The sequence below is a fragment of the Terrabacter sp. 01T434 genome (genome assembly GCF_056398545.1).
Map to the genome: position 1 here is coordinate 506,766 of NZ_JBFTPP010000001.1, position 24,854 is coordinate 531,619.

General features: G+C 70.8%; 22 protein-coding genes and 1 tRNA gene. 16 read left to right on the forward strand and 7 right to left on the reverse strand.

Annotated elements, in window-relative coordinates; genetic code table 11:
• The first annotated feature begins 10 nt into the window (after positions 1–10).
• The 5 genes from AC1DIW_RS02430 to AC1DIW_RS02450 all read left to right on the forward strand — a co-directional run bounded on the left by AC1DIW_RS02430 (position 11) and on the right by AC1DIW_RS02450 (position 3,751).
• Entirely contained in the window at positions 11–2,143 is a 2,133-nt protein-coding gene (locus AC1DIW_RS02430) for an ATP-dependent DNA helicase UvrD2 (protein WP_478106331.1), read from the forward strand.
• A gap of 116 nt (positions 2,144–2,259) precedes the next feature.
• Positions 2,260–2,550: a hypothetical protein gene (locus tag AC1DIW_RS02435; RefSeq protein ID WP_478106332.1), complete on the forward strand. Its 291-nt coding sequence runs from the start codon at positions 2,260–2,262 to the stop codon at positions 2,548–2,550.
• 287 nt (positions 2,551–2,837) lie between these two features.
• Complete coding sequence (locus AC1DIW_RS02440; RefSeq protein WP_442280047.1) at positions 2,838–3,125, forward strand: WhiB family transcriptional regulator; 288 nt, start codon at positions 2,838–2,840, stop codon at positions 3,123–3,125.
• A gap of 71 nt (positions 3,126–3,196) precedes the next feature.
• Complete coding sequence (locus tag AC1DIW_RS02445; protein WP_442280048.1) at positions 3,197–3,331, forward strand: hypothetical protein; 135 nt, start codon at positions 3,197–3,199, stop codon at positions 3,329–3,331.
• Between the two features lie 213 nt (positions 3,332–3,544).
• Positions 3,545–3,751: a hypothetical protein gene (locus AC1DIW_RS02450; RefSeq protein ID WP_478106333.1), complete on the forward strand. Its 207-nt coding sequence runs from the start codon at positions 3,545–3,547 to the stop codon at positions 3,749–3,751.
• Between the two features lie 21 nt (positions 3,752–3,772).
• Here AC1DIW_RS02450 and AC1DIW_RS02455 read toward each other — a convergent pair whose 3' ends face one another.
• The 3 genes from AC1DIW_RS02455 to AC1DIW_RS02465 all read right to left on the reverse strand — a co-directional run bounded on the left by AC1DIW_RS02455 (position 3,773) and on the right by AC1DIW_RS02465 (position 6,588).
• Entirely contained in the window at positions 3,773–5,104 is a 1,332-nt protein-coding gene (locus tag AC1DIW_RS02455) for an ABC1 kinase family protein (protein WP_442280050.1), read from the reverse strand.
• A gap of 168 nt (positions 5,105–5,272) precedes the next feature.
• On the reverse strand, positions 5,273–6,235 hold the full coding sequence (locus AC1DIW_RS02460; protein ID WP_478106334.1) for a hypothetical protein: 963 nt from the start codon (positions 6,233–6,235) through the stop codon (positions 5,273–5,275).
• A gap of 191 nt (positions 6,236–6,426) precedes the next feature.
• Complete coding sequence (locus AC1DIW_RS02465) at positions 6,427–6,588, reverse strand: DUF5679 domain-containing protein (protein WP_020143053.1); 162 nt, start codon at positions 6,586–6,588, stop codon at positions 6,427–6,429.
• Between the two features lie 189 nt (positions 6,589–6,777).
• On the opposite strand from AC1DIW_RS02465, the gene AC1DIW_RS02470 reads away from it, so the two are divergent.
• Positions 6,778–7,329 (forward strand): M48 family metallopeptidase, encoded by a 552-nt coding sequence (locus AC1DIW_RS02470; protein ID WP_442280052.1) that lies wholly within the window; start codon positions 6,778–6,780, stop codon positions 7,327–7,329.
• A gap of 72 nt (positions 7,330–7,401) precedes the next feature.
• On the opposite strand, the gene AC1DIW_RS02475 is transcribed toward AC1DIW_RS02470, so the two are convergent.
• Positions 7,402–8,013, reverse strand: coding sequence for an NUDIX hydrolase (locus AC1DIW_RS02475; RefSeq protein WP_478106335.1), 612 nt, complete (start codon positions 8,011–8,013; stop codon positions 7,402–7,404).
• Complete coding sequence (locus AC1DIW_RS02480) at positions 8,010–9,821, reverse strand: zinc-dependent metalloprotease (RefSeq protein ID WP_442280054.1); 1,812 nt, start codon at positions 9,819–9,821, stop codon at positions 8,010–8,012. The genes AC1DIW_RS02475 and AC1DIW_RS02480 overlap by 4 nt, the downstream gene beginning before the upstream one ends.
• A 153-nt stretch (positions 9,822–9,974) precedes the next feature.
• On the opposite strand from AC1DIW_RS02480, the gene AC1DIW_RS02485 reads away from it, so the two are divergent.
• Together AC1DIW_RS02485 and AC1DIW_RS02490 are read left to right on the forward strand one after the other, a co-directional pair.
• On the forward strand, positions 9,975–10,448 hold the full coding sequence (locus AC1DIW_RS02485; RefSeq protein WP_442280055.1) for a molybdenum cofactor biosynthesis protein MoaE: 474 nt from the start codon (positions 9,975–9,977) through the stop codon (positions 10,446–10,448).
• Positions 10,449–10,462: 14 nt separating this feature from the next.
• Positions 10,463–11,584: a YlbL family protein gene (locus AC1DIW_RS02490; protein ID WP_442280056.1), complete on the forward strand. Its 1,122-nt coding sequence runs from the start codon at positions 10,463–10,465 to the stop codon at positions 11,582–11,584.
• Between the two features lie 3 nt (positions 11,585–11,587).
• Here AC1DIW_RS02490 and AC1DIW_RS02495 read toward each other — a convergent pair whose 3' ends face one another.
• A complete protein-coding gene (locus AC1DIW_RS02495; RefSeq protein ID WP_442280057.1) occupies positions 11,588–12,118 on the reverse strand; it encodes a PPA1309 family protein in 531 nt (176 codons plus the stop codon).
• Positions 12,119–12,303: 185 nt separating this feature from the next.
• Between AC1DIW_RS02495 and AC1DIW_RS02500 the strand changes: the two genes are divergently transcribed.
• From AC1DIW_RS02500 to AC1DIW_RS02515, 4 genes are all read left to right on the forward strand, one after another.
• A complete protein-coding gene (locus tag AC1DIW_RS02500; protein WP_478106336.1) occupies positions 12,304–15,318 on the forward strand; it encodes a UPF0182 family membrane protein in 3,015 nt (1,004 codons plus the stop codon).
• Positions 15,319–15,462: 144 nt separating this feature from the next.
• Positions 15,463–15,536 (forward strand) — tRNA-Met (locus AC1DIW_RS02505).
• A gap of 460 nt (positions 15,537–15,996) precedes the next feature.
• Complete coding sequence (locus AC1DIW_RS02510) at positions 15,997–17,232, forward strand: hypothetical protein (protein ID WP_478106337.1); 1,236 nt, start codon at positions 15,997–15,999, stop codon at positions 17,230–17,232.
• A gap of 137 nt (positions 17,233–17,369) precedes the next feature.
• Entirely contained in the window at positions 17,370–17,873 is a 504-nt protein-coding gene (locus AC1DIW_RS02515; protein ID WP_478106338.1) for a hypothetical protein, read from the forward strand.
• A gap of 24 nt (positions 17,874–17,897) precedes the next feature.
• On the opposite strand, the gene AC1DIW_RS02520 is transcribed toward AC1DIW_RS02515, so the two are convergent.
• A complete protein-coding gene (locus AC1DIW_RS02520) occupies positions 17,898–20,156 on the reverse strand; it encodes a glycogen debranching N-terminal domain-containing protein (RefSeq protein ID WP_478106339.1) in 2,259 nt (752 codons plus the stop codon).
• 200 nt (positions 20,157–20,356) lie between these two features.
• Between AC1DIW_RS02520 and AC1DIW_RS02525 the strand changes: the two genes are divergently transcribed.
• The 4 genes from AC1DIW_RS02525 to AC1DIW_RS02540 all read left to right on the forward strand — a co-directional run bounded on the left by AC1DIW_RS02525 (position 20,357) and on the right by AC1DIW_RS02540 (position 24,752).
• Complete coding sequence (locus tag AC1DIW_RS02525) at positions 20,357–21,367, forward strand: substrate-binding domain-containing protein (RefSeq protein ID WP_478106340.1); 1,011 nt, start codon at positions 20,357–20,359, stop codon at positions 21,365–21,367.
• Position 21,368: 1 nt separating this feature from the next.
• Positions 21,369–22,628, forward strand: coding sequence for a sugar ABC transporter substrate-binding protein (locus tag AC1DIW_RS02530; protein WP_442280063.1), 1,260 nt, complete (start codon positions 21,369–21,371; stop codon positions 22,626–22,628).
• A gap of 82 nt (positions 22,629–22,710) precedes the next feature.
• Complete coding sequence (locus tag AC1DIW_RS02535; RefSeq protein ID WP_478106341.1) at positions 22,711–23,895, forward strand: carbohydrate ABC transporter permease; 1,185 nt, start codon at positions 22,711–22,713, stop codon at positions 23,893–23,895.
• On the forward strand, positions 23,892–24,752 hold the full coding sequence (locus tag AC1DIW_RS02540; RefSeq protein ID WP_478106342.1) for a carbohydrate ABC transporter permease: 861 nt from the start codon (positions 23,892–23,894) through the stop codon (positions 24,750–24,752). The genes AC1DIW_RS02535 and AC1DIW_RS02540 overlap by 4 nt, the downstream gene beginning before the upstream one ends.
• The last annotated feature ends 102 nt before the right edge of the window (positions 24,753–24,854 follow it).

Genomic DNA, 24,854 nt, shown 5'->3' on the forward strand with positions numbered 1-24,854 from the left:
AGTACCCGCAGTGCCCACTGCCGACCAGATCCTCGACGGGCTCGACCCCGAGCAGCGCGAGGTCGCGATGGCCCCGCCGGGACCCTTGTGCATCCTGGCGGGCGCCGGCACGGGCAAGACCCGCGCCATCACCCACCGCATCGCGTATGCCGTCCACTCGGGCGCCCAGCAGCCGCAGCGCGTGCTCGCGCTCACCTTCACGGCGCGCGCCGCCGGTGAGATGCGCACGCGCCTGCGCGGCCTCGGGGTGCAGGGCGTCCAGGCGCGCACCTTCCACGCAGCCGCACTGCGCCAGCTCCACTTCTTCTGGCCGCAGGCGATCGGCGGCGCGGCCCCCGAGGTGATGAGCCACAAGGCGGCGGCCGTCGCCGAGGCGGCGAGCCGCCTGCGCATGCAGTTCGACCGCACCACCGTGCGCGACCTCGCCGCGGAGATCGAGTGGGCCAAGGTCAACCTGCTGACCCCGCAGTCGTACGCCGCCCGCGCCCGTGAGCAGCGCCGTGAGCCACCCGGCCTCGACCTCACGGCCATGGCGAGGCTCTTCGAGGCCTACGAGGACGTCAAGCAGCGGCGTGGGGTCATCGACTTCGAGGACGTCCTGCTCCTCACCGTCGGCATCCTCGACGAGCGCGAGGACATCGCCCGCACCGTGCGGGGGCAGTACCGCCAGTTCGTCGTCGACGAGTACCAGGACGTCAACGACCTGCAGCAGCGGCTGCTCGACCAGTGGCTGGGGGAGCGCAAGGACCTCTGCGTCGTCGGTGACCCTGCCCAGACCATCTACTCGTTCACCGGAGCCAGCCCCCGACACCTCGTCGGCTTCCCCCAGCGCTTCCCGGGGGCCCAGGTCGTGCGGCTCGTCCGCAACTACCGGTCGACGCCGCAGATCGTCGGTCTCGCCAACACGATCGTCGCCTCGGGCACGCAGGCGGCCCGCGAGGGCGCGGTGCGCCTGCTCGCGCAGTCCGAGCCCGGTCCCGCTCCCGAGCTGACGAGCCATCCCGACGACCCGGCCGAGGCCGCCGCCGTCGCGGAGCGCATCCGGGCACTCGTGTCCGGTGGTCATCCCGCCGCCGAGATCGCGATCCTCTTCCGCACCAACGCCCAGTCCGAGGCCTTCGAGTCGGCCCTGACCGACGCGGGCGTGCCCTACCTCGTGCGTGGCGGTGACCGCTTCTTCGCGCGCAAGGAGGTGCGTGACGCGATCCTGCTGCTGCGCGGTGCTGCTCGCAGCGACGACGGCGACAAGCCGCTCGGCGAGATCGCGCGCGACGTCATCACCGGGGCCGGCTGGTCGCACGAGCCGCCGTCGGGCGGTGGGGCGACCCGTGAGCGCTGGGAGTCGTTGACCGCCCTCGCCACGCTGGCCGACGACATCGCCGTGGCAGCACCCGAGGCGCGGCTGCCCGAGCTCGTCGCCGAGCTCGACCGTCGCGCAGCCGAGCAGCACGCCCCGGCCGTCCAGGGGGTGACGTTGGCCAGCCTGCACGCAGCGAAGGGACTCGAGTGGGACACCGTCTTCCTCGTCGGCGCCTCTGACGGTCTCATGCCGATCTCGATGGCCGACGGTCCCGATGCCATCGAGGAGGAGCGCCGGTTGCTCTACGTCGGGCTCACCCGGGCGCGCAAGCAGCTGTTCCTGTCGTGGTCCGGCGCTCGCACACCGGGCGCCCGCGCCACGCGGCGCGTCTCGCGCTTCCTCGCTCCGGCCTCCGACATCCTCGGTCAGGGCGCTCGCAGCGAGGCCCGCTCCGGTGGGTCCAAGCGGTCCGCTCCCAAGGTGGCGCGCCTCGCCCACTGCCGCGGATGCGGCGCCGAGCTGGTCTCTGCCGCGCAACGCAAGACCGGCCGCTGCGACGACTGCCCGCCCACCTACGACGAGGCGACGTTCGAGCGGCTGCGCGAGTGGCGGCTGGCCGTCGCGCGCGAGGCGAGCGTGCCGGCATACGTCGTCTTCACCGACGCGACGCTCACCGCGATCGCCGAGAGCGCGCCGTCCGACGAAGGCGGGCTCTCGCTCATCAGCGGGGTCGGCGCGCGCAAGATCGAGCAGTACGGCAGCGACGTCTTAGCGATCCTCGCCGGTGCGGACCCGCAAGAACTGATCGAAAGCCGTTCTGCGGCAAAGGAATCCGCCGAATAGCGGCGCTCCGCAAAAATAAGTTCCCAAAACTTCGTTAAATCAGTTGTTCGCCAGCGAGGCGCACGCGTACCCTTGACGAAGTCAAGCCCAGTGGTCTCGGTGGCCAGCTGGGGCCCGTGAGCAGAAGTGAGGAGGTCGGCCTGATGGACAACACCACGATGACGATGAACGCAGTCTCCTGCGTCCTTTCCGTGCGTCTGCGGCCGACCACCGGCCAGGTCCGCCTTGCGGCCACTCTCGCTCCGGAGCAGGGGACCACTGTGTCCGTCGCCGCCTTCATGGGTGGCCGTGTCGCCGACTTCCGCGCCCCGGTCCAGGGAGACGTCTCGGTCACGGGCCGCACGTCCGCCCCCGCCTACAAGATCCCCGATGTCGTTCGCTCCCGCTCTGGGAGGCCCCCGGTCTGACCAGACCCGAAGCCTCACCTCCAGGCCGCGAACCCGACATCACCGGGTCCGCGGCCTTCGTGTTTCTCCGGGCAGGTTCCCGGCCGATCGCCGCTCCACATGCACGAACCGACACCGCCAGATGAGCACCCGACCGGGTGCCTGACAGATCAGGGACACAGATGACTCCCCGGATGCCGAGCAACAGGACCGAGACGTGCACCACCGGTGCGGGCCTTCGGACCAGACCAGACACGAGTGAGCAGGGGCGCTCCACCACGGGTGCCCAGGAGACGGAGGTGAGAACGATGCAGCTGACCGAACTGATCGACATGCGAGCCGAGGCCGAGCAGGTCGGCGAGACCATTCCGTGTCGCGACTACGACGCGGAGCTCTGGTTCGCCGAGCGACCCGAGGACGTCGAGTTCGCCAAGACGCTCTGCGGGCTCTGCCCTGCACGCGTCCAGTGCCTTGCCGGCGCGCTCGAGCGCCAGGAGCCGTGGGGCGTCTGGGGTGGGCAGCTGCTCGTCCAGGGCGCCGTCGTGGCTCGCAAGCGACCCCGCGGCCGTCCGCGCAAGCACCCCGTGGCCGCCTGAGCCTGCGTGAGCACGCATGTCCCAGACGCCGATCCCAGCAGACCACCCTTTTCACAGACCAGGAGAACGTCATGAACCAGCTCGAGATGCTGGCTCGCGACCGGATCAACCAGCGCAGTCAGCGCCAGGAACGCAGCGGCATCCGTCGCAGCGCCCGGCTGATCGCCGAGGAGATCCGCGCCAGTCGACGCCACAGCACGAAGTGAACGACCGCGCCACGAAGCGCGTTGCAGGACAACTGAATCGAGTGAGCGAGCCGCGGGTGACGCGCACGTCACCCGCGGTTTCGCATGTCGAGGGGCGAACGCCCCTCAGCTGAACGGCCTCTCCGCGCCCCCTCTGAATCACGCGCGATCCGCGTGGCACCACGTCTGGCCCCCGGATCGGCGGATACTCGAGAGAGGAGAAGGGAGAAGCCCATGGACGCTTCTACCGGCACGTCGGCTCAGGGCCAGCAGCTCGTCTGCTCCAGCTGCGGCGCGACGCCGCCGACCGATGAGCAGGCCGCGGCCCGGCTCTCGTGGAGTCGAGGCTCTGACGGTGGGCGCACGACCTGGACGTGCCAGCGCTGCAGCCGCGAGAACCTGCGCTCGATCGAGGGCAAGCTCGACCCCGTCTGGTGGTGACGGGCCGCGACCGCCGGTGGGTCAGCCGGCGTCGGCGACCGGCGGCAGATCGGCGCCGGGAAGCAGCTCGTCGACGATGGCCCGTCCGTGGACGGTGCCGCCGAGCTGGCTGAGCACGCCGATGCCCCCACCCCAGACGCGGTGGATCAGGAGGTACTCGGGCGGCAGGTTGAGCTTGTACGCGACGGCGTAGTTGGGCTGTCGCGGGTCGTTGATGTGGGCGAAGACCCCCCGGAGCCAGTCCCGGCTGAAGGTGAAGGTGTCGGTGCGGAAGGGCGCCATGAAGGGCTCGAGGTAGTCGAGCAGCCGCTGCGGGTCGAGGTCGATGCGCTCCTTGACGAAACCGATCTCCCGCAGGCCCGCGAGCACGTCCTCGGCGCTGCCCTCGAGGCCGGTGGTCAGCAGCGGCCCGATCTCCGGTGGCATACCGTCGGGGAGCCGGTTGACGGCGCCGAAGTCGATGACGCCCAAGCGCCCATCGGGAGTGATGCGAAAGTTGCCTGGGTGGGGGTCGGCGTGCAGCAGGCCGGCGCGCGCCGGTCCGGCCAGCAGGAAGCGCAGGTAGAGCTGCGAGGCGGTGTCACGCTGCTCCTGGGTGCCCTCGGCGATGATCCGCGAGAGCGGCAGGCCCTCGAGCCACTCCGACACGATGACGTGCTCGCGGCCCTCGACGACGTGCGGCACGGCGAAGTCGGGGTCGCCGTCGAAGGCCGCGGCGAAGGTCGCCTGCGACTCGGCCTCGAGGCGGTAGTCGAGCTCCTCGGCCATCCGGTCACGCAGCTCGTCGAGGATCGGGCCCAGCTCGATGCCAGGGACCCAGCTGGCGGCGACCTTGGCCACCCGGCTGATCTGTCGGATGTCGCTCATCAGGGCGGCGCCGGCGCCGGGGTACTGGATCTTCACCGCGACGTCCCGGCCGTCCTTCCAGACGGCGCGATGGACCTGTCCGATCGAGGCAGAGGCCACCGGGTGGTCGTCGAACGAGGTGAACTTGCTGCGCCAGCGGGTGCCGAGGTCGGCACGGAGCACTCCGTGCACCGACGTGGTCGGCATCGGGGGCGCGCTGTCCTGGAGCTTGGTCAGCATCGCGCGATAGTGCACGGCGAGGTCCTCGGGCAGGGCCGCCTCGAAGATCGAGAGGGCCTGCCCGAACTTCATCGCGCCGCCCTTGAGCTCCCCGAGCACCTGGAAGAGCTGCTGGGCCGTGCGTGCCTGCAGCTCCGCCGCCACGATCTCGGCCGGCCGGCCCCCGAGGCGCTTGCCGAGGCCGAGGGCAGTGCGGCCGGCGAAGCCGAGCGGCACCGAGGCGAGCTTGGCCGAGCGCACGACGGCCTTGCGGGGCAGATCGGTCACGGCGGCACCTCCTCGGGCGGTTCGGCAGGTCTCAGGTGGGCCCGAGCCCGCTGCCACGGCGGTGACACGACTCCATCGCCAGGCGGCGGGTCGGCGCCCACGCTCGACTCTATGTGTACCCGCCGGCGCACGTTCACCTGACCTTCTGTACAGCCTTCGGTGTGCCGGTCACGCCCCGCGCTGCAGCGATCCGTCCAGGGAGCGGCAGTCGGTCGCTGGGCCCCCGGCGACTCCGGTCGTCGCCGTGCGAGCGGGATGCTCGGTGCAGAGCGGATGGGGCGGCCAGCGCCGGTGGTCCATCCGGGGCCAGGGGAGGCTGACCTCGACGGAGACGCCCGGCGGGGAGGGGTGGCCCTCGAGGACGCCCATGGCCAGCAGCGTCACGGTGCCGACGACGAGGTGCGCCAGTCCCGGGCTCAGCGCGTCGTGCAGGCCTTCGGGTGGGCCCGTCAGTGCGAGGGTGCGACCGGGTGCGGCCTGGCTCATCACGGCCGGCCAGGCTTCGTCGCGGTCGGCGCGGTGGCGTTCCAGGCACCACAGGCACGGCGCGCCGGGGGAGGCGTCGACGAGGGGCCCGACGAGGGTTCGCGGGCCGGCCGGGGCCACCGGCAGATGGGGCACGCCGTGTCGCAGCCAGAGCTGTCCACGACGTGGGTCGACCACCGGTGACCCGACGAGGACCACGAGGTCGGGTCGTGGTCGCAGCGGTGACGCCACGGCCCTGTCGACGGCAGCGCGACCGTGCACGACGGTCGTGCCCGTCTGCGCCAGCGCGTCCGCGATGCCGGAGGCCACCTCACCGCAGCCATCGACGACGACGCGTCCCGTCCCGTCGGGCCCCGAGCCGGGGACGGGCGGCGTGCGGTCGGTGAGCAGGCCCAGGTCGGTTGTCAGCTCGAGGAGGGCCCGCCACCGCGCCGGTGCGATCCCGGCCTCTGCCGCCACCAAGTCGGTCGATTCGAGGGGGAGCGCACCGTCGAGGCGGGCGAGCAGCTCGACCTCGGCGCCGGTGATCCCGGTGACGACAGGGCCGCCGGGCAGCACACCGAACTGGACCTCGCCGGGTCGTCGTACCAAGGGCCGGAGCCAGGCGGGCAGGCGCGGGTGGGGCGGGACGGCAGCTGCGGACATCGGACCTCCAGACCCGGTGGCGCCACCAACGGCCGCCACCCTCGGTCGTCAGGCTCGCAGCCGCCCCGGTCCGCGCGTGGGCGTCGTCCACAGCCGGAGTGCACGAGACCTGTCCGGGGACGTGCGAAAGGGCGGGACCGTGTGGTCCCGCCCCCTCGATGTGCGGCGTCAGTGACGCCGCCGTGACCTGGTCAGGCCTTGCCCAGAATGCGGTTCAGGTTGGTACCGCAGACGGGGCACTGTCCCTTGGCCATGCGGCGACCGTTGTCGGAAACGACAACCTTGCCCTCGGCCTCGCGCTTCTCCTTGCACTTCACGCAGTAGAACTCGCCCTTGTAGGTCTCGTCAGCCATTGGTGTCTCCTTGTAGATGGCACCCATCCGACGGGTGCCTCGACTCGTTCAACCCTAAGGCACGCTGAGCACGAATTCATGCTCATCCCCGCTTGGCGCGCCCGTGCGGGGTGCGGTATGACGCGCGAGCGCGGCCGTGTCGGGCGCGCGCTGCGGACCGTTGTCCCCACCCTGACCTACCCTGCCCTCATGACGACGGTGCGACGCGAGGTGGTGCACACGGTCGTCGACGGCGTGACCGTCGAGGTCCGACGCAGCGCCAAGCGTCGCCGCACCGTCTCCGCCTACCGCCAGGAGGGGCGGCTCGTGGTCCTCGTCCCGGCCCGGATGAGCCGCGCCGAGGAGGGGGAGTGGGTGCGCACCATGGTGGCCCGTGTCGCCGCCTCCGAGCAGCGCCGCCAGCGCAGCGACGGCGACCTCGAGCAGCGTGCGCTCGCCCTGTCCCGCGAGCACCTCGGTGGTCGGGCCGTGCCCGCGAGCGTGCGCTGGGTGTCCAACCAGAACTCCAGATGGGGCTCGTGCACCCCCGCGGAGGGCTCGATTCGCTTGTCCGACAAGCTCCGTGGCATGCCGGGGTGGGTCGTGGACTACGTCCTGCTCCACGAGCTCGCGCATCTGTTGCAGCCGGGGCACGGACCGGAGTTCTGGGAGCTGCTGCGCGGCTATCCCCGTCTCGAGCGGGCTCGCGGCTACCTCCAGGGTGTCTCCGCGGCCGCGGGTCTCGACCTCAGCGACGAGTGAACGCGACCGCCCGCGCCACCTGACGGCATACGACCACGTATGCCGTCACGCCGCGCCCATCCGTCCGCGCGGTCAGCGGGGGAGCCGGCGCCGGGCGGCGTCGACGAGCGGTCGCAGGTCGTCACCGGTGCCTTCGGGAAGGGCGTCGACCGGCCACCACCGCACGTCGATCGACTCGGCGCTGACGGCGGACGCGGCAGACCGTGCTGACACGGCCGCGAACCTGATGTCGAGGTGCTCGCGGCAGCGGCCGAAGTCGCCGGAGAGGACATGGCGATCGAGCTGGACGATCGTCGGAAGCACCGAGATATCGGATATGCCCGACTCCTCCCGGGCCTCCCGCCGCGCGGCGTGCCACACCGACGCGTCGCCCGGCTCGAAGTGGCCGCCGAACTGGAACCACTCGCGCGCCCGACGGTGCAGCGTGAGCAGGGCCGAGTCGCCCTCCTCGTCGAGCACGATGACGCTGCCGGTGAGGTGAGCCGGAGGGCCGGCCTTGCTCAGGGCGTCGGGGTGCGCGAGCAGGTGCTCGAGGAAGTCGAGGCGCAGTCGTTCCTGCTGGTCGTCGGGCGCCTCCCACGACTGCAGCCGGGCGACGGCGTCGGCGTGCAGGCGCTGCCACCCGGCTGCGTCGGCGTCCGAGGACCCCGACCCACCGAACGGGATCGAGCTCGAGCCCGTCACCGGGTGGGGCCTGCGTCGCCGTCGTCGCCGGACTGCTGCTCGTCGTCGTCGGAGCGGTCGTCGTGGACCGCTGAGCCGGGCGCCGTGCCTCGCTCGCGGTCAGCCTCCTCGAGGATGCCCTGCAGCACGGAGTCGAGGTCGTCGCCCAGCCCGGCACCGACGGCCTCGGGGGCGCCCACCACCCCGGCAGCACCCTCACCGGTGGCGCGCTCGACGTAGCCGATGAGGTCGTCGAGGTCGGCCGAGGTGGGAGCGAGGTCAGGGTGGGCCCAGCGACCGTCGCGCAGGGTGGCTCCGCCGGCGCTCTCGAGCGCGGCCCAGAGGTTCGCGGCGTCGCGGAGCCGGCGCGGACGCAGCTCGAGACCGACGAGCCCGGCGAAGGTCTTCTGCGCCGCGCCGCCGACGCGCCGGCGGCGGATCGTCTCGGCCAGGGCCGCCGACTGCGGCAGGTGCTGGGCCGTCGTGCGGTCGGTCACGTGGTCGACCCAGCCCTCGGCCAGGGCGAGGAGGGTCTCGAGGCGCTCGAGCGCGGCACGCTGGGCCGCCGTGGGCTGGGGCCGGAAGAGGTTGCCCTGCAGCGCCGAGCGCAGGGCTTCGGGGTCGGACGGGTCGATCGTCGACAGCGCGGACTCGATGGCCTCGGTGTCGATGGTGATGTTGCGGGCGTAGTCCGACACCGCCGACAGCAGCTGGGGCCCGAGCCACGGCACCTCGGAGAAGAGCCGGACCCGCGCAGCCTCGCGCACGGCCAGGTAGAGGCGCACCTGCGCGACGTCGATCTCGAGGGACTCGGCGAGCTGTGCGACGTTGCCGGGAAGCAGGGCGACGACACCGGGCTCGGTGAGCGGCAGGCCCACCTCGGTCCCGCTCACGACCTCCGTCGCCAGCGTGCCGACGGCCTGCCCGAGCTGGGCCGAGAACATCTGTCGGCTGAGGTTGCCGAGCATCGGCGCCCACTGCTCGACCATCTCCCGGGGGTCGAAGCCCTCGGGCAGACCCCCGGGCAGCGCTTCGCCGAACGCCTCGGGGCCCAGCTCTCCGACCTGCTTGCGCATGGCGTCGGACGTCGCGGCCGTGACGCCGTCGGAGACCGGCTCGATGAGCTCGAACCACCGCGGCATCGTCGCCTCGACCCACTCGGCGCGGCTGAGACCCGTCGCGCGCCAGACGGGAGAGGCCAGCGTGGTCTGCTCGTCGAGCCACAAGGTCGCGACGGAGACGGCGTCGGCGACCGCGCGGGCGGCCGCCTCGTCGTGGACGTCGTTGCCCTCGACGGTCATCACATGACGGCGGGCGACCTCGGTGGCCATGTCACGTGATCCGGTCGGCGACTCCTGAGCCGCCATGAAGGTTCCGAGCTGAGCCCGCATCGCGGCCTGTGTCGCAGGGTCGGTCGGGTCGACTCCCATGCTCTTCATGACCTCGGCGAGCTCGGGGTTGTCGGCGGCCTCGCCCAACACCCTCTCCAGCATCGCGCCGAGGTCGGAGGGGTCCATCCCGCCGAGGTCGGGCAGCCCCGGGAAACCCCCGCCCGGCCCGCCGCCGAAACCGGCGCCGAAGCCGGCAGGGCTCGAGCCGCTGCCGGGCGAGCCGGCGCCGGGACGGTTCAGGGGCAGCCCGAACGGGGACTCGCCGCGCGCCCGGCCCTCGTCGCCGGAGCCCGGGTGGTCGTTGGCTGCGCCCTGCTGGTCGGGGCCGGCCTGCTCCTCGCCGGGCGCGTCACCAGACAGGTCACGGGGAACCTCTCCGCCCTCGTCGTCCTTGTCGTCGCTGCGGTTGTCGTCACCGCGTCCACGGTCGTCGGCCATGCCTGCTCATCCCCAACTCGAACGGATCTCCTGCCGGCCGTGTGGCCGCACATCAAGACAACCACGGATGGACCCGGTTGGTTCCCCTGGATCAGGGCCCGACGGGGCGGCCGTGACACGTGGGCGTCGGCGGTGCAGCATACGATTGCGGGCGTGACGGTCACCCTTGTCGAGATCCGTGAGACACCCCTGTCTGTCGACGAGGTGCTCGCGAGCGTCTCCTCACCCCGGGCCGGTGGCGTGTGCCTGTTCGTCGGGACCGTCCGCGACCACGACGGGCCTGCGCCCGCCGACGTCGACGAGCCGGTCGACCAGCCGGTCGACCAGCCGGGCGACAAGACAGTGGCCGCCCTCGACTACTCCGCACACCCGCAGGCCGCCGAGGTGGCCCGCGCGCTCGCGGACCGCCTGGCGCACGACGGGCGCGCCGTCCGGCTCGCGGTCGTCCACCGGGTCGGCCACCTCGAGGTGGGCGACATCGCCGTCGTCGTCGGAGTCAGCGCGGAGCACCGCGGGGAGGCGTTCGACGTCTGCCGCGAGCTCATCGACGAGTTCAAGGCCACGATCCCGATCTGGAAGCACCAGCGCTTCGCCGACGGCGCCGACGAGTGGGTCGGGCTGCCGTGAGGACGATCAAGCGCGTGCCGGAGCAGCCCGCCGGCACCGACCTGCCGACGCGCGCCCAGGTGGCGGAGGGGGAGGACCTCGGCAAGCTGACGCGCGGCAACAAGGCCCTGCTCGCCGCCTTCTTCCTCTTCCTCGTCGTCGTGGTGCTCGGCTCCGTCATCCACCTGCCGTATGCCGTCATGAGCCCCGGGCCGACGCAGAACACCCTGGGCACCTCGGCCAACGGCAAGGGCACACCGATCATCACCATCTCGGGCCTGCCGACCTACCCCACCGACGGGGCCCTGCGCTTCACGACGGTGCGGGTCGAGGGCGGGCCGGGCTACCCCGTCAACGCGTGGGACGTCCTGCGGGCGTGGGTCGACCCGGCGCAGGAGGTCCTCCCGGTCGACCAGGTCTTCGACCCGCAGGTCACGCAGCAGCAGGTCTCCGAGGAGAACACCTTCCAGATGCAGGGCTCCCAGGAGGAGGCCACCGCGGTCGCGCTGCGCGCGCTCGGCAAGCCCGTCCCGACCCACATCGCCGTCATCGGACTGACGGCGGCCTCCAAGGCCAAGGGGCTGCTCGAGGCCAACGACCGGCTCGAGCGCATCGACGGCCAGCCGCTCCCCACGACCCAGGCCGTCCGCGACGTGCTCCAGAAGAAGAAGCCCGGCGAGACGGTGTCCATCACCGTCACCCGCAAGGGCAAGGAGCAGACCGTCGTCGTGCCGACCGTGGCGGGCCAGGGGGGCAAGACGGCCCTCGGCGTCCTGCTCGGCCTCAGCCACGACTTCCCGGGCAAGATCACCATCGACGCCGGATCGATCGGGGGGCCCTCCGCGGGGCTGATGTTCTCGCTCGGCATCTACGACAAGCTGACTCCCGGCCCCCTGGCCGGGGGGCGCCAGATCGCCGGCACCGGCACCATCGACGACCAGGGCCAGGTGGGGCCCATCGGCGGCATCCGGCAGAAGCTCGCCGGCGCCCGCGCCGACGGCGCGCAGTACTTCCTCGCCCCGGCCGACAACTGCGACGAGGTGGTCGGGCACGTGCCCGACGGCCTCGACGTCTTCAAGGTCGGCACCTTCGCAGAGGCCCGCACCGCCGTCGAGGAGATCGCCCGGGGCCAGACGGCCTCGCTGCCGCGCTGCTGAGGCTCAGTCCTCGAAGCTCGCCTTGAGGGCCTCGACGAGCCCGGGGGCGATGTCCTTGCCGGTCGCGACGGCGTCATCTGAGTCATGGTCGCGCTGGCGCAGCAGGCAGATCGACGCGCCGTCGCGCAGGACGGCCACCACGAGGCGGACGTCCTTGCGGTCCGGATGGGCCGCGAGGTGGTCGACGGCGTCCTCGCCGCGAGCCGGCAGCTCGCGCTCGGCCTCCGGCGGCACGACCATGCGCTCGATCGCAAAGGCGCAGCCGTCCACCTCGTCCGGCCACGCGAGCCGCCCGAGCAGGGTCTCGAGGGAGCTCGTCGTCGGCAGGCCCTCCTGCTCGATGGCGGTCAGGGCTCCTTCGGCGAGGTCGGAGGGCCCCATCTGCTCGCGCAGCTGCGGCTCACGCTGGAGCAGGTCGGCCGTGCGCACCAGCGCGAAGAGGCGGGCCGGCTGGTCCCAGCCCGCGGCGGCGACGTGGCGCTCGGTATCGAGGGCGGCGATGGCGAGGGGGTCGATGACGGGCTGCGAGTTCACGTGCCCATGCTGCCGTATGCCGCGAGCAGGGTCCGTGCGGACCCGCGCGTTCCCGTCCGGTCACGTTGCGGTATCACGCGGTGGGTGCCGCTGGACCGCGGGTTATGGTTGCCGCAGGCGGCCGGAGGAGGTCGCCCACGGGTCCGCTCGACCACCCGCCCGCCCCAGCACCCAAGGCACTCCACGTGAGCGACAGCAACTTCGGCCCCCCGCCGGGCAACTCCCACAACGACGACTCCGGCGCGCCCAAGCGTCCCGGCGCGGCCACGCTGCCGCCGACCCGACGTCCGCTCGTCACGGCGCTCGTCGTGACGGCCGTCCTGCTCGTGGTCATCGCCCTCGCGGCGCAGTTCTGGACCGAGGTGCTGTGGTACCAGTCGGTCGGCTTTGCGGGGGTCTTCACGACCCAGCTCGTCACGAAGATCCTGCTCGGTCTGGTCGGGGGTCTGCTGACGGCGGCGATGGTCTGGTCGAGCATCCACTTCGCCTACCGGAACCGTCCGATCTACGCCCCGTCGCCCGAGACGCAGGCCATGGACCACTACCGCGAGCTCGTCGAGCCGATGCGCCGCACCGCCACGGTCGCGGCGCCGCTCGCCGTCGGTCTCTTCGCGGGCCTCTCGGCGGCGACCCAGTGGGACACCTTCCTGCTGTGGCGCAACGGCAGCCCCTTCGGCACGACGGACCCCGAGTTCAAGCTCGACATCGGCTTCTTCGTCTTCGACCTGCCGTGGATCAACTTCGTCGTCGCGTTCCTGACGATGATCCTCGTCATCGGTTTCATCACGGCCGCGTTCACCCACTACCTCTACGGCGGCATCGTCGCCGGGTCCAAGATGCGCTCGACCCAGGCCGCTCGCGTGCACCTGTCGGTCATCGCGGCGGTCCTGGTCCTCGTGCGGGCCGTGGCCTTCTGGATCGACCGCTACAACCTCGCGACCGCAGAGTCGACGAAGATCACCGGCATCCAGTACACCGAGTCGCACGCGATCATCCCGACGAAGGGCATCCTGGCGGTCGCCGCCGTGATGTGCGCCATCATGTTCCTGACGACGATCTGGACCCGCTCCTGGCGCCTCCCGCTCGTCGGTGTCGCCGTCCTCGCCGTCCTCGTCGTCGCGGTCGGCGGCATCTACCCGGCGCTCGTGCAGTCCCTCAAGGTGCGCCCGTCGGAGAAGTCCCTCGAGGTCCCGTACATCCAGCGCAACATCAACGCGACGCGCGATGCGTACGGGCTGTCCGCCATGGACGTCAACCCCTACGACACGAAGACCGTGGCCGCACCCGGCCAGCTGCGCGGCGACGCGGCGACCGTCCCGGGCATCCGGCTCATCGACCCGAACATCGTGAGCCCGACGTTCAAGCAGCTCGAGGCGAGCAAGGGCTACTACCAGTTCGCCGACGTGCTCGACGTCGACCGCTACCAGATCGACGGCAAGTCCCAGGACACCGTCATCGCCGCCCGCGAGCTCGACCTGAACGGTGTGCCGGACGCGCAGCGCAACTGGCTCAACGACCACACCGTCTACACCCACGGCTACGGCGTCGTCGCCGCCAAGGGCAACACCCGTGAGCCCGACGGGCGCCCGACGTTCATCGAGTCGCAGATCGGTACGACGGGCGCGCTCGGGAAGTACCAGCCCCGCATCTACTTCGGTGAGAGCTCGCCGGAGTACTCCGTCGTCGGCGGCAACAAGCAGGAGTTCGACTACCCGGACCCGAACGGCACCGGGCAGATCAGCTACACCTACGCCGGCACGGGCGGCGTGCAGCTCGACGCGCTCAAGCGTCTTGCGTATGCCGTGAAGTACCGCGAGGTCAACTTCCTCCTCTCCGACGCGGTGACCAACGACTCGCGCGTCCTCGACCACCGCACGCCGCGCGAGCGGGTGCAGCGGGTCGCGCCGTGGCTGACCCTCGACGGCAACGCCTACCCCGCCGTCGTCGACGGCCGGGTGCAGTGGATCCTCGACGGCTACACGACGTCGGCGAGCTATCCCTACTCCGAGAACACGACCCTCGACATGGCCACCGAGGACGCCGTCACGAGCACCCGCACGGCCGTGCGCGCCGTGCAGGCCGGCCAGGTCAACTACGTGCGCAACTCGGTCAAGGCCACCGTCGACGCCTACGACGGCACCGTGGCGCTCTACCAGTGGGACGAGCAGGACCCCGTGCTCAAGGCCTGGATGTCGATCTTCCCCGGAACCGTGAAGCCGCTCAGCGACATCAAGGGCTCGCTCATGGCGCACCTGCGCTACCCCGAGGACCTCTTCAAGGTGCAGCGCAAGCTGCTGGAGAAATACCACGACACGCAAGCGAGCTCGTTCTACGGCGGCCAAAACTTCTGGCGCGTGCCCGACGACCCGACGCAGCCGGCCGACGCCCTCATGCAGCCGCCCTACTACCTCTCGCTCGCCATGCCCGACCAGTCGAAGCCGGCGTTCTCGCTGACGTCGACGTTCATGCCGACCGGTGACCGCAACGTGCTGTCGGGCTTCCTCGCCGTCGACGGCGACGCCGGGAGCCAGACCGGCAAGAAGTCGCCGGACTACGGCAAGCTGCGTCTGCTCGAGACGACGGGCGGCACGGTCAACGGGCCGGGGCAGGTCTACAACGACATGCGCACCTCGACGGTCACCTCCAACGACGCGTCGCTCGGCCGCCAGCTGACGCTGGCGCAGTTCATCTCGACGACCTCGTCGACGGGTGCCAGCGTCATCTTCGGCAACCAGCTGACGCTGCCTGTCGGCGGGGGGCTGCTCTACGTCCAACCGATCTACGTCCAGGCGCGATCGACGGGCTCGGGCACCTACCCGCGACTGTCGGCCGTCGCGGTCGCCTTCGGCGACAAGATCGCCTGGGCTGGCTCGCTCGACGCGGCGCTCAACGACCTCTTCGGCGGCTCGTCGGGCGCGCAGGCCGGCGACACCGGGACGACGCCGACGCCGACCCCGGTGCCGGGTGGCACACCGACGCCGACACCGTCGGGCACTGCGACGCCGCCTCCGGCGGGCAGCGCGGACTCCGCGGCGCTGTCCAAGGCGCTCAAGGACGCCCAGGCTGCCTACGTCAAGGGGGAGGCGGCTCTGCGCAAGGGCGACTTCGCGGCATACGGCCAGGCGCAGGCCGAGCTCAAGGACGCTCTCCAGCGGGCCGTCGACGCCTCGCCGCAGGCCAAGGCGACCGCCAAGCCCTGACCGGCTCAACATCCGAAGGCACTGTGGCAGCATGCGAATCACCCGCTGCCACAGTGCCTTTCGGCTTCTTGTGGCCTGGCTCGCTGCACCGCGCCACCTCGATTTGGTCTTGCAGGAGGTTTCGCGTAACGTTGCTCTTGCCGACGCGGGGTGGAGCAGCTCGGTAGCTCGCCGGGCTCATAACCCGGAGGTCGCAGGTTCAAATCCTGCCCCCGCTACTACGCAACATTGCGACTGTAGTGTTCAACGAAAGCCCTCCAGGTTCGCCTGGGGGGCTTTCGTCATCTGGTGGATTCGCGGACAGCGGTCGGGTGGCGCCACGAAGATCGATCCATGCCTCGCAACATCACGCGACCGAAACGCGTGCTCCCGTCGTCGCGCACCGTGGTCCTGGTGTGCCTTCTGGCAGCGGGGCCAGTCGTGGCCGCTTGCGACGGGGCAGGGACTGCAGCGCCTGTCGGCCCGTTCGCCCGCACCGTGTCCACGTCGGTCAAGGCGTCGGGGGCACGCCCGTCGACGTCGGCAGCGACGCCTTCAACGTCTACTGCTCGACCGTCGGCGTCTGCTGCCGCCCCCGTCGCCGCACGCGACATCTCACCGGTCCCCGTCATCCCGTCGGCACGCGTCCAAGCCCTGTTGGGGCACCTGCCGCTGACCCGGGACCGGTGCTCGACGAGAGTGCGGACGCCGGACGTCGAGGCAGCATGGCAGGCGCTCTTCGGGCATCGGGAGCGCACCGACCTGACGGTGGAGGAGCTGGCCGGCCGCGTCGAGGCGGCCGCGGCGGCCGTGACCCGGTTCCGGTCCGAGCACAACTTCATGCGGCTACCCCTCGCGGACTACGAAACCCTCGAGAGGGACGCCCTCGGCCCGCGGGCACTGCCGCTGGGCCGGTACGAGTCGTTCGCCGCCACGCTCCTGGCGGGCAGCGGGGCACGCGCGCTGTACTCGGTGCCACGCCCGACCGCGACGCCCGACCCGCAGCTCGGACTCGCCCAGGACATCGTGTGGAACGAGACACGGCCCGTGCAGGAGAAGAAGGTCGGCGACAACAAAGTGGTCCGCGCGACGATGCTCAACTCGCTCCGCCAGCTCTCGGTGACCCCACCGGACGAGCTGACGCGCTCCATCATCGCGTTCGTCGGGATCAACGCGCCCGACCAGGCCGGGAGCACGACCGGACCGAACGCCCTCGTTCTGGTGGACGTCGTCAAGGGGGCCGCCGACACGGACCCGGTGTACGCATACGTCGGGCACGGCCCCGATGGGGAGGTGGTCGCGCACGAGTTCGCCCACCTGATGAGCTGGCGGGTGTGCGGCGGGATGCTCGACGCCCAGGGGAACTGGGTCGACCCGCTCTTCACGTCGCTGGTGCCCGGGTTCACCTTCTCTGCGCAGGCGGAGGCGACGCTTCTACAGGTCGGGGTCTATCGCGGGTGGACCTCGTGGGAGATCCCGCAGAGCGCACCGGTCGCAGTCGCTCGGCCCTACGGCGCGCGCAACCCGGAGGAGGCGCAGGCGGTGCTCAACGGTGAGCTGCTCATGGACAGCCGTTTCGTGGGACGGCTCTACACGGACGCCCCGGGCGCTGACCTCGACGCGGTCAAGGTCCAGCTCGCCGTGTGGATGGCGCGACTGGCCAAGTCCCGGCCGGAGTCGTACGCGTACTACCGGCTCACCGCGGACCTGGCCCGGCTGCGTGCCACGCTTCGTCAGCGGCTCGAGCCCTTCGAGGTGCGGGCCGCCGAGCTCACCGGCCGGGTGGACACGATCTACACGTCGACGAACCCCGCCGTCCTCGCTCTGCGCCGCGGCGGGATGACGCGACTCAAGCAGGCTGAGGATGTCGCGACGATGGCGTTGACCGGGCTGCCGCAATATCCGGCCAGTGCCTTCAGCCAGTTCCGCGACTGAGGAGCCGCTGGAGGGACCCGGAGAGATCCGGGCCCTTCGTCGTGTCTGGCCCGAAGCACTGGCGCGATGCCGTTCCCTCGCGGCAGTCTTGGCCCCTAGGCTCCACGACCGGTGGAGCGCGACGAGGGGCCGACACCATGGCGGAGACGGTCAGGGAGCGGGCCGCGCGCCTCATCGCGCAGGGCAACCCGGCGGGTCTGCTCTACGGCGCCATCCTCGCCGGCGCCGTCATGAGCGCCACGGCGAACCACGTCCCGTCGACGGCTCGGGTCCTCGTCGCGGCGGTCTTCGTGCTCGTCGTCTACTGGCTGGCCGACATCTACGTGCGGGCCTTCTCCGAGCCGTTTCACGCCGGGCGGTCACCGTTGCCGAAGCGTCTGGTCGCTGCGGCACGTCACGAGTCCCGCGTGCTGGTCGGTGGTGTGCCTGCCCTGGCGCTGGTGATCGTGGCCTCACTGTTCGGCGCCGACACCGCCCTCGCGGTCAACCTCGCACTGTGGCTCACCGTCGCCGAGCTCGGGACGGTGGGCTACTTGTCGGCCCGCTATGTCGGGTCGAGCCCACGGACCGCCTTCGGGGAGTCGCTCGCCGCAGGGCTCCTCGGGGTCGTCATGGTGGCGGCCAAGACCTTCCTGCACTGAGGCGGCGCGCTGAGCCGGCGTCGGTCAGCCGCCGCCGATCAGTGCGCCGCGCGAGGCGTCGTCCGGAAGATCGTCCGGCAGGTCGAGGGTGAAGTCCGACGGCAGCCCCTCGACGGTCACGTCGCCGGACGTGTCCACCGTGACGGAAATGGTGGCCTCGCCGACGCGCAGGCCCTTCACCGTCAAGGCACCGAACGGCTGAGGCGACGGCGGTCGCACCTGCACACGGCGACCCGGCACGTCGACCGTGATCCCGAGCGCCACGGTGAGCATCGCAACGGCCGACGCGGCCGCCCACGCCTGGGGGCGACAGGATGCTGGGTACGGGGCCCACTGTCCGAGCGTCGCCGAGTCGGCGAAGAGCTCGGGGAGCCGGTAGTCGAACGCCTCCCCGACGTCCAGCAGCTTGCCCACGACCACGGCGGCTTGGGCGGTATGGCCCTCCCGTGCCATGCCCCAGGCACAGATGGCGGTGTCGTGGACCCACACCGATCCCGTGTGGTAACCGATGGGGTTGAAACCGCCGTTGTCGGTCGCCAGCGTGGCGATGCCGAAGTCACCGAGCATCGTCGAGCCCACGAGCGTGTCGGTGACCTGCTTGGCCTCGCTCGTCGTGAGCGCTCCGGTGCCCAGGGCATGGCCCATGTTGGACCCGACACCGTCGACCGGACGGGCCGTGCCGTCGATGGCCATCGCGAGGTAGCGCTCGTCGGGCGGTCCGACCCAGAACCGCGACCGGATGCGCTGTTGGAGCACGTCGGCCCACTGCTCGAGCTCCACCGCCCGTGCCAGGTCTGACGGGTTCGAGGGCTCCGACCTGTTCCCGTTCGACGCAGGTACGTCCATGCTGTGGTCACCGAGCGCCCGCAGAAGTGCAGCGGCGCCGACGGCCGCCTCGACGGCATACGCCTGCGCTTCGATGAGCGCGATGGGGGAGACCGCGATCGACCCGTCCCGGAACCGCATGGAGTCGCCCGAGTCCTTCCACCCCTGGTTGGCCAGGCCGTGGCCGCTCTCGTCGACGTACTTGATGAAGCCGTCCTCGTCGGGCGTGGCGAGGTCGGTCAGCCAGGACGTCGCCGCGCGCAGGTGCGGGAGGAGGGAGCGCACCTCGTCGATGTCCATGCCCCAGCGCCACGCGTCGTGCAGCAGGCAGATCCACAGAGCTGTGGCGTCCACCGTGCCCCAGTAGACCGGGGGCAGGCTGAAGTCCACGGACACGTCCTCGTATGCCGTGCGGCGCAGCTCGTGGGCGATCTTGCCCGGCGCTTCCGCCGTGTCGGCATCGCGCTTCGTGCCCTGACGGCGGGCGAGGGCTCGGAGCGTGCCGGAGGCGAGCGTCGTTCCCAGAGGCAGCATCATCCTCGCCGTCCAGAGCGAGTCGCGGCCGAAAAGCGTGAGGTACCAAGGGGTTCCGGCAGCAGCGAACACGTCGCGGTTGTCGGCGGGATCCCTCAGCAGCAGGCTGCGGAGGTCGGCCATCGACGCCTCCAGCAGCTTGCCGAGGCGCGGGTCGCTCGCGTCGACCTGGAGGCTCTCCGGCCAGTCGACGGCGTCCGAGCCGCTGTCGGCCGGGAAGTGGCTCTCGCGTCGGCGCTCGGTCTGCACCTCGACCTCGACCTCGCTCTCGGTCCCGGGAGCGATCGAGAGGGCGAAGGTGGCCAGCACGCCGTCCGGGCCGACATCGAGGTGGTCCGGGGCGGGGGAGAAGGTCACGCGAACCGACTGCGCCTCGCTCTGCCAGTGAGCGGCCGCGCCCTGGCCGACGGCCGGGCTCGCCCCGTCCCCGTGCCCCGGGTGGGCCTCGAGCAGCTCGCCGCTCGCGACGCCGGCCTTGACCGGGCCGATGTCCGCGCCGTCGCCACCGAGCCTGATCACGAGCGGGGCATCGACGACCCGGGAGGCTCTGGAGGCCACGGAGATTCGTTCGCGAAGGGTGCCGCCGGCCACGCGGCGGCGGCGGTGCAGCTCGACGGTGGGGTCCGGGCCGGGGTCACCGAGACCGCGGGCCGAGGTGAAGAACTCGCTGCGCGGGCCGCGGCTGGAGTGCGCCACCTTCACGAGCTGCGCCGCTCCGAGGCTCACGGTGAAGTGGGAGACGGACCGCTGGTCGTCGACGAAGAAGCCGTGTGCTCCGCGTCCCCGCATCGACCCGTCCGTCTCGCTGAGGGCCGTGCCGTTGCCGTCGACGCAGATGGCCAGGTCGTGCAGCCAGGGCTGTTGGCCCACCGGCGCCGTCGTCGGTTCTGCGCTCGCGGCGCCGTCCGTGCGGTGCGTGGTCATGGGCCCTCCAGCTCGTGCTCGTGCCTGCGACGTGTTCTGCGGAAGCGACGCGCCCTCTTGACACGGCCGCACGGGGAGCACAGTATCCGGATGGCCATAAATACGTTTAAATCGCCACGGTTTGAACGTTCCACTTCGGAGAGACGGCGTCAAGGGTGACTTCGAGTTCTTCTGCCACGCGGCGGACGACGATCAACGATGTGGCACGCGCCGCGTCGGTCTCCCGCCAGACCGTGAGCAACGTCGTCAACGCACCGGAGCGCGTCGCCGCCGACACGCTGGCCCGGGTCCAGGCGCAGATCGAGATCCTCGGCTTCCGCCCCAACCGAGCGGCTCAGTCGCTCAAGCAGGAGCGGGCCGGCGCCTGGGGCCTGGAGCTGAACTCCGCGGGCTTCGGACGGCTCGGCTCGATCATCGACACCTTCCTCATCGAGCTGACGGGGGGAGCCTCCGTCCGGGGATCGCACATCGTGCCCTTCACGGCGCCGGACCCCACCGAGCCGATCCCGTCCTACGAGCGGCTCGTCGCCAGTCGGGTCGCGGACGGCTTCGTGCTCCCCGACACCCGCCGCAACGACCCGCGACCCGGCTGGCTCGACGCCCACCACGTGCCGTATGCCGCGTTCGGTCGCGTGTGGGACGACCCGAGCATCACCTCCTGGGTCGACGTGGACGGTGCGTCGGGTATCGAGGCGGCCGTGCACCATCTCGCGGCGCAGGGCTACAAGAAGATCGGCTACCTCGGTTGGCCGCAGGGCTCTCCCGTCGGTGACGACCGTCGCTCCGGCTGGGCACGGGCCACCGCGGAGCTCGGCCTGGCGCACCCGGGGTGGCAGGCGACGAGCCCGCAGGCGCTGGAGTCCGCGTCCCGCGCCGCGGCCGGGCTTCTCGATGTCCTCGGACCTGGTGCCGCGATCGTGTGCGCCTCCGACGCGCTGGCCCTGGGTGTCTGGCGCGTCCTCGTCGAACGCCGGCTGTCGCCGGGCGTCGACGTCGGCATCGTGTGCTTCGACGACACGGACATCGCGCACGCGCTCGACCTCAGCAGCCTCCACCAGCCCCTCGACCGCGTTGCCGACCGCGTGCTCCACATGCTCGCAACCGGTTCCGACTCCCGCGATCCCGCGGGTGGTCTCCTCCTCACCCCCGAGCTCGTCGTCAGATCCAGCTCGAAACCTGCGGGCGACCGCATGACACGGAAAGAGAAGTGACATGAGAGCACCCAGCACGCGAGGTGCAGCCGCACTCGCGCTCGCAGCCACCGGCGCGCTCGTCCTGAGCGCCTGCGGCGGAGGCGGATTCAGTGGCAGCAGCAACAACGCGCCGCAGAGCACCGGCAAGGGCCCGGTCAAGCTGACGATCATGATCGGCAGCTCCGGCGATGCGGAGACCACGGCGGTCAAGAAGGCGGCCGACGCCTGGGCGAAGAAGTCCGGGAACCAGGTCGAGGTCATCGCCGCGGCAGACCTCGGGCAGCAGCTCGGTCAGGCCTTCGCGTCGACGACCCCGCCCGACGTCTTCTACACCGACGCCTCCAAGGTCGGCACCTTCGCCAAGGCGGGCAATCTCTACGCCTACGGCGACCAGGTGAAGGATGCCGGGTTCCTGCCGGCCCTCGTGCAGACCTTCACCTACGACAACAAGTTCTACTGCGCGCCCAAGGACTACTCGACCCTGGCCCTCGAGATCAACACCGACCTCTGGACCAAGGCCGGGCTCACCGACGCGGACATCCCCAAGGACTGGGCGGGCCTCGAGGCGGTCGCCAAGAAGCTGACGTCCGGGAAGGTGACGGGCCTCGTCCTCGGCAACGACATCAACCGCAGCGGAGCCTTCATCAAGCAGGCCGGCGGCTGGATCGTCTCGCCCGACGGCAAGACGATGACGGCCGACAGCGCGCCCGCGAAGGCGGGTCTGGCGCAGGTCCAGAAGATGATGAAGGAAGGCGTCCTGAAGTTCAGCTCCGACACCTCACCGGCCACCGGCTGGGGCGGCGAGGCGCTGGGCAAGGGTGTTGCCGCGATGACCATCGAGGGCAACTGGATCAGCGGCGCCAAGAAGGACTACCCGAACCTCAAGTACAAGGTCGTGGAGCTCCCCGCAGGACCGGCCGGCAAGGGCACCCTGCTGTTCAGCAACTGCTGGGGCATCGCCGCCAAGTCGCCGAACCAGGGGCAGGCGGTCGACCTGGTGAAGTCGCTCATCACGACGGACCAGCAGATGGCCTTCGCCGACGCCTTCGGCGTCATGCCCTCCACCGAGGAAGGGGCCAAGGCCTTCGCGGCCAAGTACCCCGAGTCGCAGGCCTTCGTCGCCGGTGGGCAGTATGCCCAGGGCCCGGTCAACCTGCCCGGCTTCGACGAGGTGATGGCCAAGTTCAATTCCGAGCTGGCCACCATGGGCAAGGGCGGCGACCCGAACGCGTGGCTCGCGGAGCTGCAGAAGAACGGCACGGCGGCGCTCGCCGGCTGATCCCCCCGTGTGGCGTCCGTCCGCCGCCCACCCGACGGGCGGACGCCACCCCATCGCGTCACTGATCCCACAGGAGGGCACCATGGCCCGCATCGACGACGAGCGTCCGGTCGAGGACCTCGTCACTCCCGCGGGGGCGCGGGCAGGCCAGGTGGCCTCGGCCTCGGCCGGCGTTCCGACCGGTCAGGCCGGCGTGCCGGGCGCTCGTCGCAGCCGCATCCGTGGCGGCATACGCGGTCGTGAGGGCACTGCGGGATGGATCTTCGTGGCCCCGATGATCATCATCCTCGGGCTCTTCCTCGTCATCCCCATCGGCATGGCGCTGTGGGTGAGCTTCACCAACTGGCAGGGCAACACCAACCCCTTCGCGGTCGGTCAGGGCACCGACGTCGTCGGTCTGAAGAACTACACCGACCTCTTCGCCCGGGACGGGCTGACCCGCGACAACTTCATGCAGTCCATCGGCAACACCTTCTACTACGTGCTGCTCGTCGTTCCGCTGCAGACCGTCCTCGCGCTCGGACTCGCCTTGCTCGTCAACAACTCGATGCTCAAGGGCCGCAGCTTCTTCCGCACCGCGTTCTACTTTCCATCGGTGACCAGCTCGATCGCGATCGCGACGGTCTTCCTGTTCCTCTTCTCCAACACCGGCGCCGTCAACGCGTTCCTCAGCTTCTTCGGGATCGACGGGCCGCAGTGGTTCAGCGACAGCCGGGGACTGCTGCACCTGGCATTCAACGCCGTCGGGGTGGACAACCCCGGATGGGCGCAGGGCCAGGTCCTCGGCCGCAGCATCTGGGACTGGCTGTCGGGCCCGTCCGTCGCGATGTTCGTCATCATCTTCCTCGTCATCTGGACGACGTCGGGCACCTTCATGCTGATGTTCATCGCGGCGCTGCAGGACCTTCCCGTCGAGATCGACGAGGCGGCCGCCCTGGACGGCACCACCGGGTGGCAGAAGCTCCGGCACGTGACGCTGCCGATGATCAAGCCGGCGCTCTTCCTCGTCATCACGCTCGGGCTGATCGGGACGTGGCAGGTCTTCGACCAGATCTACGTCATGGGCAAGGGCGCTCCGGCGGGGACGACGCTGAGCCCCGCGTTCCTGTCGTACCAGCAGAGCTTCGGCAACTTCCGCTACGGCTCGGGGGCGGCCATGGCCTTCATCGTCTTCCTCATCATCATCGTCCTCACGCGTGTCCAGCGACACGTGCTCACCGACAAGGACGAACGCAAGCCCCTCTTCGGACTCGGAGGCCGCAAGTGAACGCCCGCACGTCCAACCCCGTGAAGACGATCGTGCTGTACGCGGCGCTGCTGGCCTTCGCCGTCCTGTTCATCTACCCCTTCCTCATCCAGATCTCGACGTCGTTCAAGACCGACCCCGACGCGGCCAACAACCCGCTGTCGCTGGTACCCAACCCGTTCACCGCGCAGGTGTGGCAGCGGATCTTCGGCCAGACCGGCGACGCGTCGGTGCCGGTCACCACGTGGGTGCGGAACTCGGTCCTCATCACCATCGTCGTCACGGCGGCCCGGGTCTTCCTCGACTCGCTGGCCGGCTACGCGCTGTCGCGGCTGGACTTCCGCGGTCGCAAGGCCGTCTTCGCCGGTCTGCTCGCGGTGATGGCGGTCCCGGGCGTGGCCCTGCTCATCCCCAAGTTCCTCATGGTCAACTACCTCGGTATCTACGACACGTACACCGCCATGATCCTGCCCCTCGTCGTCGACGCCGCGGGCGTCTTCATCATGAAGCAGTTCTTCGACTCCGTGCCGGTGTCGATCGAGGAGGCCGCCCGCATGGACGGCGCGAGCATCTTCCGGACCTTCTGGTCCGTGGTGCTGCCCATGGCGAAGCCGGCCCTGATCACCCTGACCATCCTGTCCTTCCAAGGGTCCTGGAACGAGTTCTCCCACTTCCTCGTGGTGACCAGGGGCACCCCGGAACACCAGACGCTCGTCACCGGTCTGGCGAGCATGACGAGCGGCCAGCTGGGCGCCGGCACGCAATACCCGCTCAAGCTCGGCACCGCCTTGCTCACGACGATCCCCGTCGCACTCCTCTTCTTCGCCCTGCAGCGCTACTTCATCCGTGGCGCCAACGAGGGAGGCGTCAAGGGTTGAGCATGGCCCCGCGGCCCCGCGGCCCCGCGGCCCAGCGGCCCAGCGGCCCAGCGGCCCAGCGGCCCAGCGGCCCAGTGCCGCAGGTGGATCCGGGATCGCTGG